This is a genomic window from Duganella sp. 3397, assembly GCF_031456625.1.
GTDB lineage: Bacteria > Pseudomonadota > Gammaproteobacteria > Burkholderiales > Burkholderiaceae_D > Rugamonas > Rugamonas phyllosphaerae.
On sequence record NZ_JAVDVB010000002.1, the window covers coordinates 294,456 to 309,054 of the forward strand.

At 63.6% G+C, this 14,599-nt stretch carries 10 protein-coding genes; 8 read left to right on the forward strand and 2 right to left on the reverse strand.

The genetic code is table 11. The features are described 5' to 3' along the window. Window positions 1-80 precede the first annotated feature (80 nt). Window positions 81-1,430, reverse strand: coding sequence for an MFS transporter (locus J2X54_RS05975; protein WP_070251066.1), 1,350 nt, complete (start codon window positions 1,428-1,430; stop codon window positions 81-83). A 130-nt stretch (window positions 1,431-1,560) separates the two neighbouring features. Between J2X54_RS05975 and cyoA the strand changes: the two genes are divergently transcribed. The 7 genes from cyoA to J2X54_RS06010 are packed head-to-tail and all read left to right on the forward strand — an operon-like array spanning window position 1,561 to window position 8,335. Next, on the forward strand, window positions 1,561-2,568 hold the full coding sequence (gene cyoA, locus J2X54_RS05980) for a ubiquinol oxidase subunit II (RefSeq protein WP_071651681.1): 1,008 nt from the start codon (window positions 1,561-1,563) through the stop codon (window positions 2,566-2,568). A 3-nt stretch (window positions 2,569-2,571) separates the two neighbouring features. After that, window positions 2,572-4,581, forward strand: coding sequence for a cytochrome o ubiquinol oxidase subunit I (gene cyoB / locus J2X54_RS05985; protein ID WP_310179037.1), 2,010 nt, complete (start codon window positions 2,572-2,574; stop codon window positions 4,579-4,581). Next, on the forward strand, window positions 4,574-5,203 hold the full coding sequence (gene cyoC / locus J2X54_RS05990) for a cytochrome o ubiquinol oxidase subunit III (protein WP_070247969.1): 630 nt from the start codon (window positions 4,574-4,576) through the stop codon (window positions 5,201-5,203). Before cyoB ends, cyoC begins: the two co-directional genes overlap by 8 nt. Next, on the forward strand, window positions 5,200-5,607 hold the full coding sequence (cyoD, locus tag J2X54_RS05995) for a cytochrome o ubiquinol oxidase subunit IV (RefSeq protein WP_070247971.1): 408 nt from the start codon (window positions 5,200-5,202) through the stop codon (window positions 5,605-5,607). The genes cyoC and cyoD overlap by 4 nt, the downstream gene beginning before the upstream one ends. Continuing rightward, window positions 5,604-6,431, forward strand: coding sequence for an SURF1 family protein (locus J2X54_RS06000; RefSeq protein ID WP_070247973.1), 828 nt, complete (start codon window positions 5,604-5,606; stop codon window positions 6,429-6,431). Before cyoD ends, J2X54_RS06000 begins: the two co-directional genes overlap by 4 nt. Continuing rightward, a complete protein-coding gene (locus J2X54_RS06005) occupies window positions 6,418-7,779 on the forward strand; it encodes an ATP-binding protein (RefSeq protein WP_070247975.1) in 1,362 nt (453 codons plus the stop codon). The genes J2X54_RS06000 and J2X54_RS06005 overlap by 14 nt, the downstream gene beginning before the upstream one ends. Next, window positions 7,769-8,335, forward strand: a complete 567-nt coding sequence (locus J2X54_RS06010) for a response regulator transcription factor (protein ID WP_070247977.1) — start codon at window positions 7,769-7,771, stop codon at window positions 8,333-8,335. Before J2X54_RS06005 ends, J2X54_RS06010 begins: the two co-directional genes overlap by 11 nt. 72 nt (window positions 8,336-8,407) lie before the next feature. On the opposite strand, the gene J2X54_RS06015 is transcribed toward J2X54_RS06010, so the two are convergent. After that, window positions 8,408-13,510 (reverse strand): response regulator, encoded by a 5,103-nt coding sequence (locus J2X54_RS06015; RefSeq protein ID WP_310179044.1) that lies wholly within the window; start codon window positions 13,508-13,510, stop codon window positions 8,408-8,410. A gap of 135 nt (window positions 13,511-13,645) precedes the next feature. On the opposite strand from J2X54_RS06015, the gene J2X54_RS06020 reads away from it, so the two are divergent. Beyond that, complete coding sequence (locus J2X54_RS06020) at window positions 13,646-14,596, forward strand: 2-hydroxyacid dehydrogenase (RefSeq protein WP_310179046.1); 951 nt, start codon at window positions 13,646-13,648, stop codon at window positions 14,594-14,596. Window positions 14,597-14,599: the final 3 nt, after the last annotated feature.

Below are 14,599 nucleotides of genomic sequence, written 5' to 3' on the forward strand. Positions count from 1 at the left end.
TGTACTCGCCTAATGTGACATGCACGTGACACCATAAAAAAGGGCCGCTTGCGCGGCCCCTCTGACGGAATGACTACCTATCAGTTACGGATGTCGAGGCGGCGATTCAGACTCAATGCCGCCAGCGAAGCCACCGCGCCCGACAGCAGGTACAGGCCGGCGTAAGCGAGACCGAAGTAGTTCGATACGCCCAGCGCCACCAGCGGTGCAAACGCTGCGCCCACCAGCCATGCCAGGTCCGAGGTCAGCGCTGCGCCGGTATAGCGGAAGCGTTGTTCGAAGTTGGCGGTCACAGCGCCCGAAGCCTGGCCATACGACAGTCCGAGCAGCGCAAAGCCGACCAGGATGAAGATGTTCTGGCCACCTTCGCCGGCGTCCAGCAGGAACGGCACGGCCACGCTGAAGATGGCGATCAGGGTGGCCAGCGTGCCCAGGGTGCGCCGACGGCCGTAACGGTCAGCGACGACGCCGGAAATGATGATGCCGATGGTCATCAGGATCACGCCCAGCAATTGCACGCCGAGCACGCCGGTGAGCGAACGCGATTCGTTAATTGCGACCCACGACAGCGGGAACACCGTTACCAGGTGGAACAGCGCGTACGACGCCAGGGCGGCCAGCGCGCCGATGACGATGTTGCGGCCTTGCTTGCTCACCAGTTCGACAGCGCTGACAGGTTCCAGCTGACGGTCGTCGAGCAGATTCGAGTACTCGGTGGTGGTCACCAGGCGCAGGCGGGCGAACAGTGCCACCACGTTGATGGCGAAGGCCACGTAGAACGGATAGCGCCAGCCCCATTCGAGGAAGTCGGCCGACGACAGCGCTGCCATCAGGTAGGCGAACAGGCCGGCGGCAATCGCGAAGCCGAGCGGCGCGCCCAGTTGTCCCAACATGGCGTACCAGCCGCGCTTGTTTTCAGGCGCGTTCAGCGCCAGCAGCGACGGCAGGCCGTCCCACGAACCGCCCTGGGCAATACCCTGGCCCATGCGGAACAGTGCCAGCAGCACGATGGCGGTAGTACCCAGCGATTCGTAGCTTGGCAGGAAGGCAATACCTGCGGTGGAAACACCCATCACCATCAGCGCCAGGGTGAGCTTTGTCTCGCGTTTGAAGTGGTGTTGCACTGCCATAAACGCCACAGTGCCTATCGGGCGGGCAATAAACGCTAGCGAGAAAATGGCGAAAGCGTATAGTGTTCCGTCAAGCCGGCTGTAGTTTGGGAAGAAAACCGACGGAAATACCAATGCCGAAGCAATGGCATAAACGAAGAAGTCGAAGTATTCGGATGCGCGGCCGATCACCACGCCGATTGCTATTTCGCCTGGGGAAATATGTCCATCCCTGGCATTGATGTTACGGGCGCCCTGGCTGGTCTGGGGTTGTTCGTGGACGCCAGCTTGGACGCCATTCAGTGTAGTCGTGTTGGCCATGGTCTCGTCTCGTGTTAGTTAATAATTATCACGCGCCTCCATGACCGGTAGGACAAAGTGTCCAATAGCATGAAGCACCCGTGATTGGTACAGTAGCATGTTATCCATCATTAGTAACGAAAATTACCGCATGATTCCTCCTATCGTTCGCCGTGGACTCTTCCTCGCACCGTTGTTGTGGCTAGCTGGCTGCAACACGGTTGTGTTGAACCCGTCCGGAGATATCGCTGCACAGCAAGCTGATCTGGTTGTCATTTCAACCTTGCTGATGTTGTTGATCATCGTACCTGTTATGTTTTTGATCTGTCTGTTCGCTTGGCGCTATAGGAAGGCAAATACTTCCGCTAAATACGAGCCGAACTGGGATCACTCGACCAAGCTCGAGCTGCTGATCTGGGGCGCACCGCTCTTGATCATCATCGTGCTGGGCGCCATCACGTGGATTTATACCCACTTGCTGGACCCGTATCGTCCGCTGTCGCGCATCGACCATGAGCGTCCGCTGGCCGCCAACGTCAAACCGCTCGAAGTACAGGTGGTGGCGCTGGACTGGAAGTGGATGTTCATTTATCCGGAGCAGGGCATTGCCACCGTGAACGAGCTGTACACCCCGATCGACGTGCCGGTGCGCTTCAAGCTGACCTCGTCAACTGTGATGAACGCGTTCTACATTCCGGCGATGGCAGGCATGATTTACAGCATGCCTTCGATGCAGACGGAACTGAACGCGGTGATGAACAAGGTGGGCGTGTACGACGGCTTCTCGGCCAACTACAGCGGCGCCGGCTTCTCGCAGATGCGCTTCAAGTACCACGGCGTGACGCAAGCCGACTTCGACGCCTGGGTTGCCAAGACCAAGGCCTCCGGTGGTGGCGAGCTGAACCGAGCAGAATTCATTGCGCTCGACAAGCCGACCATCAAGCACCCGATCATGCACTTCGCCTCCGTGGAGAAGGGCCTGTTTGACCGTGTTGTCAACCGTTGCGTTGTCGACGGTACCGTGTGCATGAACGAGCAGATGCATAGCGACGCCAAACGCGTCAAGGCCGCCGTCGTCGCCAAGCAGCTGGAAGCAGAAGTTTGCGAAACCGACGTCGCCACCGCTGCGGTTGCCGCACCAACTATCCGTAAAGAATGACCTATGTCTGATACCACTCTCAATCCATCAACTTCGTTGATCATGGGTAAGTTGTCGTTGGCGGCGATCCCGTACCACGAGCCTATCCTAATCGGCACCTTCGCGGGCGTAGCGCTGGGCGGCATCGTGTTCCTGGCCCTCATGTTCAAGTTCAACCTGTGGGGCACCCTGTGGCGCAACTGGATTACCAGTATCGACCACAAACGCATCGGCATCATGTACATGGTGCTCGGTATCATCATGCTGTTGCGCGGCTTTGCCGACGCCATCATGATGCGCGCGCAACAGGCCATGGCCTTTGGCGACAATCCCGGCTTCCTGCCGCCGCACCACTACGACCAGGTGTTTACCGCCCACGGCACGATCATGATTTTCTTCGTGGCCATGCCCCTGGTAACCGGCCTGATGAACTACGTGGTGCCGCTGCAAATCGGCGCGCGCGACGTGGCCTTCCCGTTCCTGAACAACTTCTCGTTCTGGATGACCACCTTCGGCGCGATGCTGACCATGGCGTCGCTGTTCATCGGTGAATTCGCCAAGACCGGCTGGCTGGCGTTCCCGCCACTGTCGGGCGTACTGGCCAGTCCGGACGTGGGGGTTGATTACTATATCTGGTCATTACAGGTGGCCGGGGTGGGAACAACACTGTCCGGCGTCAACCTGATCGCCACCATCGTCAAGATGCGCGCGCCAGGCATGGACCTGATGAAGATGCCGGTATTTACCTGGACTTCGCTGTGCACCAATGCACTGATCGTCGCCTCGTTCCCGATCCTGACCGTGACCCTGGCGCTGCTGTCGCTGGACCGTACCATCGGCACCAACTTCTTCACGAACGAACTCGGCGGTAACCCGATGTTGTACGTGAACCTGATCTGGATCTGGGGCCACCCGGAGGTGTACATCCTGATCCTGCCAGTGTTTGGCGTGTTCTCGGAAATCGTCTCGACCTTCTCGGGCAAGCGCCTGTTCGGCTACACCTCGATGGTATATGCCACCGTCGTGATCACCATCCTGTCGTACCTAGTATGGCTGCACCACTTCTTCACCATGGGTTCGGGCGCCAGCGTCAACTCGTTCTTCGGTATCACCACGATGATTATCTCGATCCCGACGGGCGCGAAGATCTTCAACTGGCTGTTTACCATGTACAAGGGCCGCATCCGCTTCGAAGTACCGATGCTGTGGACCATCGGCTTCATGCTGACCTTCGTCATCGGCGGTATGACCGGCGTGATGCTGGCAGTGCCACCAGCCGACTTCGTGCTGCACAACTCGCTGTTCCTGATCGCCCACTTCCACAACGTGATTATCGGCGGCGTGGTGTTCGGTGTGTTCGCGGCGATTAACTTCTGGTTCCCGAAAGCGTTCGGCTACAAGCTCGACGATTTCTGGGGCAAGGTATCGTTCTGGTGCTGGCTGGTTGGTTTCTGGGTGGCGTTCACGCCGCTGTACGTGATGGGCTTCATGGGCGTTACCCGCCGCATGAACCACTTCGACGATCCTTCGCTGCAAAAATGGTTCATCATCGCTGCCATTGGCGCCTTGATCATCGCAGCCGGTATCGGCGCCTTCCTGATCCAGCTGTTCGTCAGCTTCATGAACCGCGAAAAACTGCGCGACGTGACCGGCGACCCATGGGGCGGCCGTACCCTGGAGTGGGCGACTTCGTCGCCACCGCCAGACTACAACTTCGCGTTCACGCCAGTGGTGCACGACAGTGACAGCTGGGCCGACATGAAGGACAACAAGTACACCCGTCCTCTGACCGGCTTCGTCGCCATCCACATGCCGAAGAACACGGAAATGGGCTTCATCATCGCGGCCATCAGCTTCGTGCTCGGTTTCGCCCTGATCTGGCACATGTGGCTCGTTGCCGCCGTGAGCTTCGTGGTGATGTTGGCTGCCATCGTCAAGCACACCTTTAACTACAAGCGCGATTACTACATCCCTGCGGAAGAAGTAACTCGTACCGAAGAAGCCCATACTCGTCTGCTGGAACGCCATGTCTGAAATTACCGCTAACGGCGCCGCGAGCGCCGACCCAAGCGCGCGTTACTGGACGCGCGACCACCACCCGGAGAACAGCACGCTGCTGGGCTTCTGGTTGTACCTGATGAGCGACTGCCTGCTGTTTGCCGGCCTGTTCGCAACCTACGCCGTGCTGGGCCGCAATTATGCTGGCGGCCCGACCGGCGCCGAGCTGTTCGAACTGGGCACGATCGCGCTCAACACCGCGTTCCTGCTGCTGTCGTCGATCACGTACGGCTTCGCCATGATCGCCGCCCAACGCCGCAACGTCGGCGCGGTGATCGGCTGGCTGGCGGTGACCGGCCTGTTCGGCGCGGCCTTCCTGTTCCTGGAAATCGAAGAGTTCATGCACCTGATCCACCTCGGTGCCGGTCCGCAGCGCAGCGCGTTCCTGAGCTCGTTCTTTGCACTGGTCGGTACCCACGGCCTGCACGTGACGTTCGGTATCATCTGGCTGATCACCCTGATCTTCCAGGTGAAAAAGCACGGCCTGACCGTTGAAAACCGTCGCCGCCTGATGTGCCTGTCGATGTTCTGGCACTTCCTGGACGTGATCTGGATCGGTGTGTTTACCTTTGTTTATCTGATGGGAGTTCTGCCTTGAGCGCGCCAATTAATCAACATGGCCACGGCCACGACGACCATGGTCACCATGAGCAGGACGATGGCAACCACGGCACGATGAAGGAATACGCGATCGGCTTCGTGCTGTCCGTTATCCTGACCGCGATTCCGTTCTGGCTGGTGATGGCCAAGGTGTTCGACAAGTCGAGCACCACCGCCTTCGTCATCCTCGGCTTTGCCGCAGTCCAGGTCGTGGTCCACATGGTCTACTTCCTGCACATGAACGGCAAGAACGAAGGCGGCTGGACCTTGCTGTCCACGCTGTTTACCCTGATCCTGTTGATCATTGTGCTGGCCGGTTCGATCTGGGTCATGTACCACATGAACATCAACATGATGCCGTCCATGGGTGACGACGTGCACAACATGCATGAGATGAAATGACGGGCGGCGCTGAACAGCGCCAGCGTTCCCGCACCCTGCGCATCAGCCTGGCCATTCTGGCCGGGTTGATGTTTGCAGGGTTTTTTGCTTTGGGAACCTGGCAAGTCTATCGTCTGCAATGGAAGCTGGCCCTGATCGAAAGGGTTGACCAGCGCGTGCACGCACCCCCCATCGCCGCACCGGCGGTGGCGCAGTGGCCGCAGGTCACCGCCGAATCGGACGAGTACCGCCACGTGCGCATCACCGGCATGGTCCTGCCGGGCTCGGACACCCTGACCCTGGCCTCGCTCGACCGTGGCATCGGCTACTGGGTGCTCACCCCCCTGTGCACGGCCGACGGCGGTATTGTCATGATCAATCGCGGTTTCGTGCCGGCAGGGGCGGGCGGCTGGCGCGCGCAACCGGCGCCGCCGAAGGCGCAAGCCGATGCCTGCGGTGCGCTGGCTGAATCGTCTTCACCAATGGTCACCGTGTCGGGCTTGTTGCGCATGAGCGAGATTGCCAGTTCGCTGCGCAAGAACGAACCGGCGCGCAACTACTGGTACACCCGCGATACCCGCGCGATTGCCGAGGCGCGTGGCCTGCCGGCCGTGGCGCCATACTTCATCGACGCCGACGCCGCATCGGCAGCAGCAGCGAACCTGCCGGTGCCCGGCGAGACTGCGAAACCGGTCGGTGGATTGACGGTGGTATCGTTCGTTAACAACCACCTGGTGTATGCGCTGACCTGGTATGGCCTGGCGTTGATGGTGATTGCCGCAGCGGTATGGGTGGTGCGTGATGCGCGCAAGAGCAAAGCAGAAGGCGTGAATGGCGAAAGCTAACAAGAACCCGTTCGACCATGGCAGCCGGCCCACGCCGGTGATCGAGCCGCTGGCAGCTGCCAATTCGATCACCCACGCGGCCGGCCACAAGAACATGCAGCAACTGATCCAGCTGCGCTGGATTGCCGTGGTCGGACAAATGGCGACGATTGCCGTGGCCTCGATGCTGCTCGACGTGCAGTTGCCGATGCCGGCCATGCTCAACGTGCTGGCCTGCCTGATCGCCTTCAACATCGCCAGCACCTTGCGCTGGCAGGAAAACCAGGTGGTCTCCAACAGCGAGCTGCTGCTGGCGTTGACGGTGGACGTGGCCAGCCTGACGGCGCAACTGTACCTGTCGGGTGGCGCCACCAATCCTTTCGTTTTCCTGTATCTGCTGCACGTGATTTTGGCAGCCGTGCTGCTCGAAGCGTGGTCCACCTGGACCATCGCCGGCGTGACCGGCTTCTGCATTGCCGGCCTGGCGCTGTTTTCGGAACCGCTGCGGCTGCCGCTGGACCAGGAGCGCGGCATCATGAGCCTGTACGTGCAGGGCATGCTGCTGTGCTTCATCATCGACGCTGCGCTGCTGGTGGTATTCGTCAACCGCATCATGCGCAATATGCGCACCACCGCCAGCAAGCTGGCCGACCTGCGCCAGCGCGCGGCGGAAGAAGAACATATCGTGCGCATGGGCCTGCTGGCCAGCGGCGCCGCGCACGAGCTGGGTACGCCGCTGGCCACGCTGGCCGTGATCCTCGGCGACTGGAAGCACATGCCCGAATTCAAGGGCAATCCGGAGTTGCTGGAGGAAGTCCAGGAAATGCAGACTCAGCTGCAGCGCTGCAAGTCCATCGTCAGCGGCATCCTGTTGTCAGCGGGCGAGACCCGGGGCGAATCGTCGGAAGCGACCACGCTCGACGATTTCCTGTACGACGTGGTGGCCGCATGGCGTATCGGCCGGCCGGTGCAGCTGTTCGAATTCGACAACCGGGTGGAAGTGGACTTGCCGGTGGTAGCCGACTCGACCGTCAAGCAGATGATCAGCAACCTGCTCGACAATGCACTGGAAGCATCGCCGCGCTGGCTGCGGCTCGATGCCGTCATCGAAGACAAGGCGCTGGTGCTGACCGTGACCGATTCCGGCCCCGGTTTCGCCGAAGCGATCCTGGCGCAATTCGGCAAACCGTATAATTCAAGCAAAGGACGGCCGGGCGGCGGGCTCGGACTGTTCCTGGTGGTAAACGTGGCGCGCACCCTGGGCGGCACAGTGACTGCCAGCAATCGTGAAGAGGGCGGGGCGGTGGTGCGCGTGCACCTGCCGCTGTCGGCCATCGCCATACAACCGGAAGCAACCCATGACTACTGAAGCCGTGCTTGATGAAGCTGTATCGAACGAACGCGTGCTGCTCCTGGTGGAAGACGACGCCGCCTTCGCCCGCACCCTGGGCCGCTCGTTCGAGCGGCGCGGCTACCGCGTGCTGCTGGCGGAAAATGTCGACGAAGCCAGCGCGGCGCTGATCGACAACTCGCCCGGCTATGCCGTGGTGGACCTGAAACTCAAGGGCAATTCGTCGGGGCTGGCCTGTGTGCAAATGCTGCACCAGCACGACCCGGAGATGCTGATCGTCGTGCTGACGGGCTTTGCCAGCATCAACACCGCAGTGGAGGCGATCAAGCTGGGCGCCTGCCAGTACCTGGCCAAGCCGTCGAACACCGATGACATCGAAGCGGCGTTCGACCACGTGGCCGGCACCGCCGAAGTGGAAGTGACCAACCGCGCCACGTCGGTAAAAACCCTGGAATGGGAGCACATCCACACCGTGCTGGCCGAGACCGACTTCAACATCTCGGAAGCCGCGCGTCGCCTCGGCATGCACCGCCGCACCCTGGCCCGCAAACTCGAAAAACAGCGCGTCAAGTAACCGCTTCAGGTTCAGCGCTTCGGGGTCAGTGCCGACATTCGGACATTTTGGAACTTTATGGTGCGGTGTTGGTCACTCCAGTGACGGGCTCGTGTCCGAATGTCGGCACTGACCCCGAAGTAGGATGTTGAGGGCGTGGTTGAAGGCGTCCAGCAAGCCTTGCAGGTCTTCGTGTTGGGCGCGCAGGCGGTCTTCGAGGGCGGTGGCGGTTTCGTGCAGTTCGGTGGCGGAGAGGTTGCCGGCGGCGCCGCGTACTTTGTGGACCAGGTCGGCTGCATCGAACCAGCGGCCGGCCGCGATGGCTTCCTCGATCATCCGGGGCGCCTGTTCGAAGTCCTTGGCAAACATCGCCAGCAGGCGCTTGAGCAAGGTCGCGTTACCGCCCAGACGCTCCATTGCGGCCGGCACGTCGATGCCGGGCAGGATGATTTCGGCTGCTGCTGCGGTTGCTGCGGCTGCGGTTGCGGTTGTTGTTGCGGTTATTGCGGCTATTGCGGCTGTTCCTGCTGGCGGCGCTGGCAGGAATTGCGCGGTGAGCGCCATCTCCGCCACGCTGGACTGGTCCGGCGCCACCCAGGCTGCCAGCACCGTGTACAGCGTTTCCGGGTTGATCGGCTTGGTCACGTAATCGTTCATGTCCATGTTCAGGCACCGTTCGCGGTAGCCGGCCACCGCGTGCGCGGTCATGGCGATGATCGGCAGGCTGGCGTGGCGTTCGTCGGCGCGTATCAAGGCCGTGGCCTGGTAGCCGTCCATGTCCGGCATCTGGATGTCCATCAGCACGGCGTCGTACTTGCGCTGGTTGATCATGCGCGCCGCTTCGTCGCCGCTTGCCGCCAGGTCCGAGCGCACCCCGGCGCGTTGCAGGATTTCGCTGGCCACCTGCAGGTTGATGCTGTTGTCATCGACCACCAGCACGTGCGCACCACGAATGCGCTGTACCGCGAACGATGGCGGCGGCGCCAGCTTGGCCGTGGCCTGGCCCACTTCCAGTCCGAGCGCCGTCAGCACCGCGCTGCGCAGCAGGTACGGGTTGACCGGCTTGTCGATGAACGGCGTGGTGCGCAGCAGTTCGGCGCCCTGGAACCGGTGCTCGCGCGCGTAGGCGCTCACCATCAGCACCGGCGGCACCGCCGCCAGCTCACTGTCTTCGGCGATCCGTTGCAAGGTCTCGATGCCGTCGATGTCGGGCATCTCGGCGTCGATCAGCAGCAAGTCGTACTGGTTCAACTGCATCGCCGCCACGGCCGCCGCGCCCGACGCCACCGCCGCCGGTTTCAGGCCCCATGTCGCCAGCTGTACCTTGAGCTTGTGGCGCACCGAGTTGTTGTCGTCGACGATCAATACGCGCTTGCCCAGCGCCGCCTCGGGCACCGGCGCCTGGCGCTGGCTATGGGCGGGGCCGGTCTGCATCTGCACCGTGAAGCTGAAACTGCTGCCCACGTTCGGTTCGCTGTCGACCGTGATCACGCCGCCCATCTTGCGCACCAGCTGCTGCGAGATCGCCAGTCCCAGGCCGGTGCCGCCGTACAGGCGGGTGGTGCTGGCATCGGCCTGGGCAAAGGCCTGGAACAGGCGCGACTGCTGCTCGGGGCTGATACCGAGGCCGCTGTCTTCGACCGCGAAGCGCAGCGCCACCATGCCATCGGGCACCGGCTGTTCGGGCGCCGGGACGGCCCGTTCCACCCGTACTTCGATCTGGCCGCTGGCCGTGAATTTCAGGGCGTTGCCCACCAGGTTGACCAGGATCTGGGACAGCCGCAGCGGGTCGCCCAGCAGATTGGCCGGCACCTCGGGCGTGGCCGAGATCACCAGTTCCAGTCCCTGCTCCGACGCCCGCCATGCGAACAGGTCGGCCAGCTGGTTGAGGGTGTCGAGCAGGTCGAACGGCAGCGCTTCCAGTTCCAGCTTGCCCGATTCGATCTTGGAAAAATCGAGCACGTCGTTGATGATCTCGAGCAGGCTCTGGCCCGCCCGGCCGATCTTGCGGAAGTAGTCGAGCGGCTGCGGACCGATATCGAGGTGCGTGCCCAGCCCCGCGAAGCCGAGGATGGCGTTCATCGGCGTGCGGATTTCGTGGCTGATATTGGCCAGGAATTCGCTCTTGGCGCGGGTGGCCGCTTCGGCGTTCAGGCGCGCGCGTTCGATCGCCCGCAGCGCCCGCGCTTTCTGATAGGCCGAGACGAACGGCTCCTTGAGCGCCTTGAGCAGCTCGATGTCACTGGCATTGAACGACACCTGGTACTGGAAGTTCTCGAAGATCAGGTAGCCCTCCACCTGGCCGTCGGTCACCACCCGCACCGACAGCAGCGCATGGACGTCGCCAGGCAGCGCGTGCTGGTGGTGGATTTCAAAGATGTCGGGCGCAATTTCGCAGCCGGCCGGCGCATACAGCGCCTCGGCCTGGCGCAGGTCGATCCGGTAAGCGTCATCGACGACGTCGATGCGGCCCCAGGCCGCGCGCAGGCCGAGCATGTCGCTGCCGTCCTCGCGCACCAGCGCCAGCGCCGAATCGACACCGTGGACGGCGGTCGACTCCTGCAAGATGGTGTGCAGCAGCGCGTCGAAGTCGAGCTGCTCGTTGATCGAGCGGACGATGGCGTTGAGCTTTTCCAGGTGCTGGGTGCGCGAATACACGAGCGCCTGCAAATTCTCCCCCTTCAGGTGCAGCTGGCGCAGGCGCCAGCGCACCATGCCCCAGGCCAGCAGGCAGCACGCCACGCCGTAAGCCAGCCAAGCCCACCAGGTCTGGTGCCACGGCGGCAGCACCTTTACCTGCAACGCCAGTTCCTCCGTGCTCCACGCGCCTTCGCGATTACTGCCGCGCATGCGCAGCACATAGTCGCCGGCCGGCAGGTGGGTGTAGCTGGCGATGCGGCGGCTGGCATCGACCTCGATCCAGCCGCGGTCGAAGCCTTCCAGCAGGTAGGCATAGCGGTTGCGCTGCGGCGCCGAATAGTCGAGCGCCGCCAGTTCCACGTCGAAGCCCTGGCTGTCGGCGCGCAGGCTGATGGCCGGGCCCTCGGCGGTATTGACTTCGGCGGCAGTCAGCTGCCGCTGGTCGATGCGCACTGCGCTCACCACCACCGGCGGGCGGTGGTTCCAGTCCGCCAGCTGGTCGGGATAGATCACCGCCATGCCGGTGGCTGCGCCGAAGATCAGGTCGCGGTCGGAAACCGTGCTGGCGCCCAGGTAAAAAGTACGGAAGGCCAGGCCGTCGGCGCGCGCGAGGGCGCGCGCCTTGAAGGTGCTGGCGTCGATGATGACGATGCTGTCGCCGGTGGCGGCCCATACCCGGCCCGCCTGGTCGGCTTGCAGGCTCATGATGGTACTGGTGGCCAGACCCGGCAGACCGATCGTTGGTCCAACCCGCTGGAAGATTGGCTTGCCGTGTGCATCGCGGCCCGTCAGCACGCACACGCCGCCACCCTGCGTGCCTACCCACAGCCGCCCGCGGCCATCGAAGACCAGCGCGCCGATCTGCGCCTCCGGCAATTCGGTCGAGATATTGGGCGCGGCCAGGATCTGTTCGACGGCGCCGGTGTCCGGTTCCAGGCGATTCAACCCGTTGCCGGTGGCTATCCATAGCGCGCCGTAGGCGTCCACCGCCATGGCGTGAATGCGGTTGTCGGTCAGTCCGCCGGTGTTGGCCGCACCCTGCACGTAGCGGCGCACGATGCCGATGGCGCTGTCGTAGCGCAGCAGTCCTTCGGAGGTGCCCAGCCACAGCTTGCCGTCGTGCGGCAGGATGGTGGTCACACGCGGCGTCGGATTATCCTGCGGCAGCGTCACCCGGCGCACCCGGGCGCCATGGCCGCTGGTGAGATAGAGTCCCAGCTCGGTGCCGATCCAGGCTTCGCCCGGCGTGGCCTCGGCCAGCGCCAGGATCATGCGGTTGGGCAGGGCAGTCTCGGGCTGGTGCGGGTCGGGACGCAGCAGGGCGCGGCGGTGACCGGCCGGATCCGCCAGGTCGAGCCCACGGTCGCCCAGGGCGATCCAGACGTCGTTATGAACATCGTTGAGCAGCGCGGTAATGCCGGCTTCCAGCTGTCCTTCGGCGCCGAACACCGAGTCGATCGCTTCGGTGTGCGGATCGTAGCTGTCCACGCCGCGCTCGGTGGCCACCCAGATCATGCCGCTGCGATCGCGCAGCATGGCGCCGGTGCGGTCATGGGCGAGGCTGGCCTGCACCGCCGGTTGATGCACGATGCGGGTGCTGGCGCGGTGGTCGGTTCGGTATTCCACGATGCCGTTGCCGTACGTGGTGGCCCACCAGCGGCCCGGCGCGATTTCGACGATCCCCTGCACCATGTGCGCGTCGAGGTCGCGCACGCCGGTCGGCTTGACCAGCACTGCGCTCGTGCCCCGCGTCTCCACCACGCCGATCCCGCTGCGCATGGTGCCGAAGGCGATTTGTCCTTGCCGGTTCTCGCCCAGCGCCAGTACGGCGTCCTGCCATACGCCCAGGCCCGCAACCGCCACCGGCACCGGTTCGATGGCGCCACCGGGGCGCAGCCGGGCCAGGCCGCCGGTGGTGCCGATCCACAGCGTGCCGGCGCGGTCCAGCAGCAGCGCGCGGATGTCGCTGGCCGGCAGGCCGGGCGCGTTGTCGCGGGTGTAGCTGCGTACCGTGCCCTGGACCGCATCGTAGAACTTGAGCGCGGTGGGGGTAGCGAGCCACAGGTTGCCCCGGCCATCGCCGGCAATGGCATTGATGGCGCCGTGATTCAACTCGTCGGCGACGCGCACGAAGCGTTCGGTGCGCGGGTCGAACCGGGCCAGTCCGGCGCTGGCGGTGCCCACCCACAGGCGACCACCCTGGTCCACATGCAGCGCCAGGATGGTGTCGCCCGGCAGCGACCCCAGGTCGGAGGGGACGTGGACAAAACTGCGGAAGTGATAGCCGTTCCAGCGCGCCAGGCCGCTGCGGGTGCCCACCCAGATATAGCCGTCGCCATCCTGTGCCAGCGCCGTAGCGACCGGATTGGGCAGACCCTGATCCATGCCCAGGTGCTCGAACAGCGGCGTGGCCAGCTGGTCCCAGCGCTCCTGGCCGGCCGATGCCGGCAACGGCGCCGCCATCATGGCGGACCAAGCCATCGTGACGAGGACGAGCGCCGCCAGCCGTCGGACTGCGGCCAGCGTGACTTGCAAAAAACCGAGCTGGATATTCAACTGAACAAACACTCCCGTCAGGCAAATCTATTGCTAAGAGCATACGGAATACCCCTGGGAAAGTCCACGGGTACCAGCGCGAAATGCCATTGGCCGTTACAATCGCTACCGGTCTTTACAACACATGGAATCTCGATGAAACCTGAAATCCTGGTACTTGCCGCCAGCCCGTCCGCCGCCGTGATGGAGCAACTCGACCGGCATTTCCACTGCTACCACGCGTGGCGCCAGCCGCAGGCAGAGCGCGCAGCGTTCATCGCCTCGGTGGCGCCTGGCGTGCGCGCGGTGCTCACCACGGCCGCCATCGGCGTGGACCAGGCCCTGCTCGACCAGTTGCCCGTGCTGGAAATGATTGCCATCAACGGCATCGGCCTCGATGCCGTTCCGCTCGACCTGACCCGCGCCCGTCGACTGGCCGTCAGCAATACGCCCGGCGTACTGACCGACGATGTGGCCGATCACGCACTGACCTTGTTGCTGGCGGCCGCGCGCCGCCTGCCGGCGCTGGACCGCTACGTGCGCGCCGGCTGCTGGGAAGACGGCAAGCCGCTCCAGCCCACCCGTGCCCTGCGCGGCAAGACCTGCGGCATCTTTGGATTCGGCCGCATCGGCCAGGCGGTGGCGGCCCGTGCGGCAGCATTTGGCATGCGCACGCAGTACTTCCAGCCGCGTGCCATCGTGAACGTGGCCACGCCGCGCGCGGCGTCGCTGCTGGACCTGGCGCAGGCCAGCGACTACCTGGTGGTCTGCGCGCCCGGCACGCCGGCCACGCGCCATGCCATCAATGCCGAGGTGATGGCCGCGCTGGGCGCTGACGGCACCCTGGTCAATATTTCGCGCGGCGCGCTGGTGGACGAAGCGGCCCTGGTGGCGGCGCTGCGCGACGGCGCGCTGGGCATGGCGGCGCTCGACGTGTTTGCCGACGAGCCGCGCGTGCCAGCTGCGCTGCGCGAACGCGATAACGCCATTCTCACGCCGCACGTGGGCAGCCTGACGGTGGAAACCCGCCACGCCATGGGCCAGCTGGTGGTCGATAACCTGCTGGCGCATTTCGCCGGCAACCCATTGTTGACTCCAGTGAACTAATCG

Bases quoted from the DNA above. Each gene is read 5' to 3' on its own strand.
- cyoC (WP_070247969.1), top strand. From the start codon at position 4,574: ATGTCTGAAATTACCGCTAACGGCGCCGCGAGCGCCGACCCAAGCGCG.
- J2X54_RS06020 (WP_310179046.1), top strand. From the start codon at position 13,646: ATGAAACCTGAAATCCTGGTACTTGCCGCCAGCCCGTCCGCCGCCGTG.
- J2X54_RS06010 (WP_070247977.1), top strand. From the start codon at position 7,769: ATGACTACTGAAGCCGTGCTTGATGAAGCTGTATCGAACGAACGCGTG.
- J2X54_RS05975 (WP_070251066.1), bottom strand. From the start codon at position 1,430: ATGGCCAACACGACTACACTGAATGGCGTCCAAGCTGGCGTCCACGAA.
- cyoB (WP_310179037.1), top strand. From the start codon at position 2,572: ATGTCTGATACCACTCTCAATCCATCAACTTCGTTGATCATGGGTAAG.
- J2X54_RS06000 (WP_070247973.1), top strand. From the start codon at position 5,604: ATGACGGGCGGCGCTGAACAGCGCCAGCGTTCCCGCACCCTGCGCATC.
- cyoA (WP_071651681.1), top strand. From the start codon at position 1,561: ATGATTCCTCCTATCGTTCGCCGTGGACTCTTCCTCGCACCGTTGTTG.
- J2X54_RS06005 (WP_070247975.1), top strand. From the start codon at position 6,418: ATGGCGAAAGCTAACAAGAACCCGTTCGACCATGGCAGCCGGCCCACG.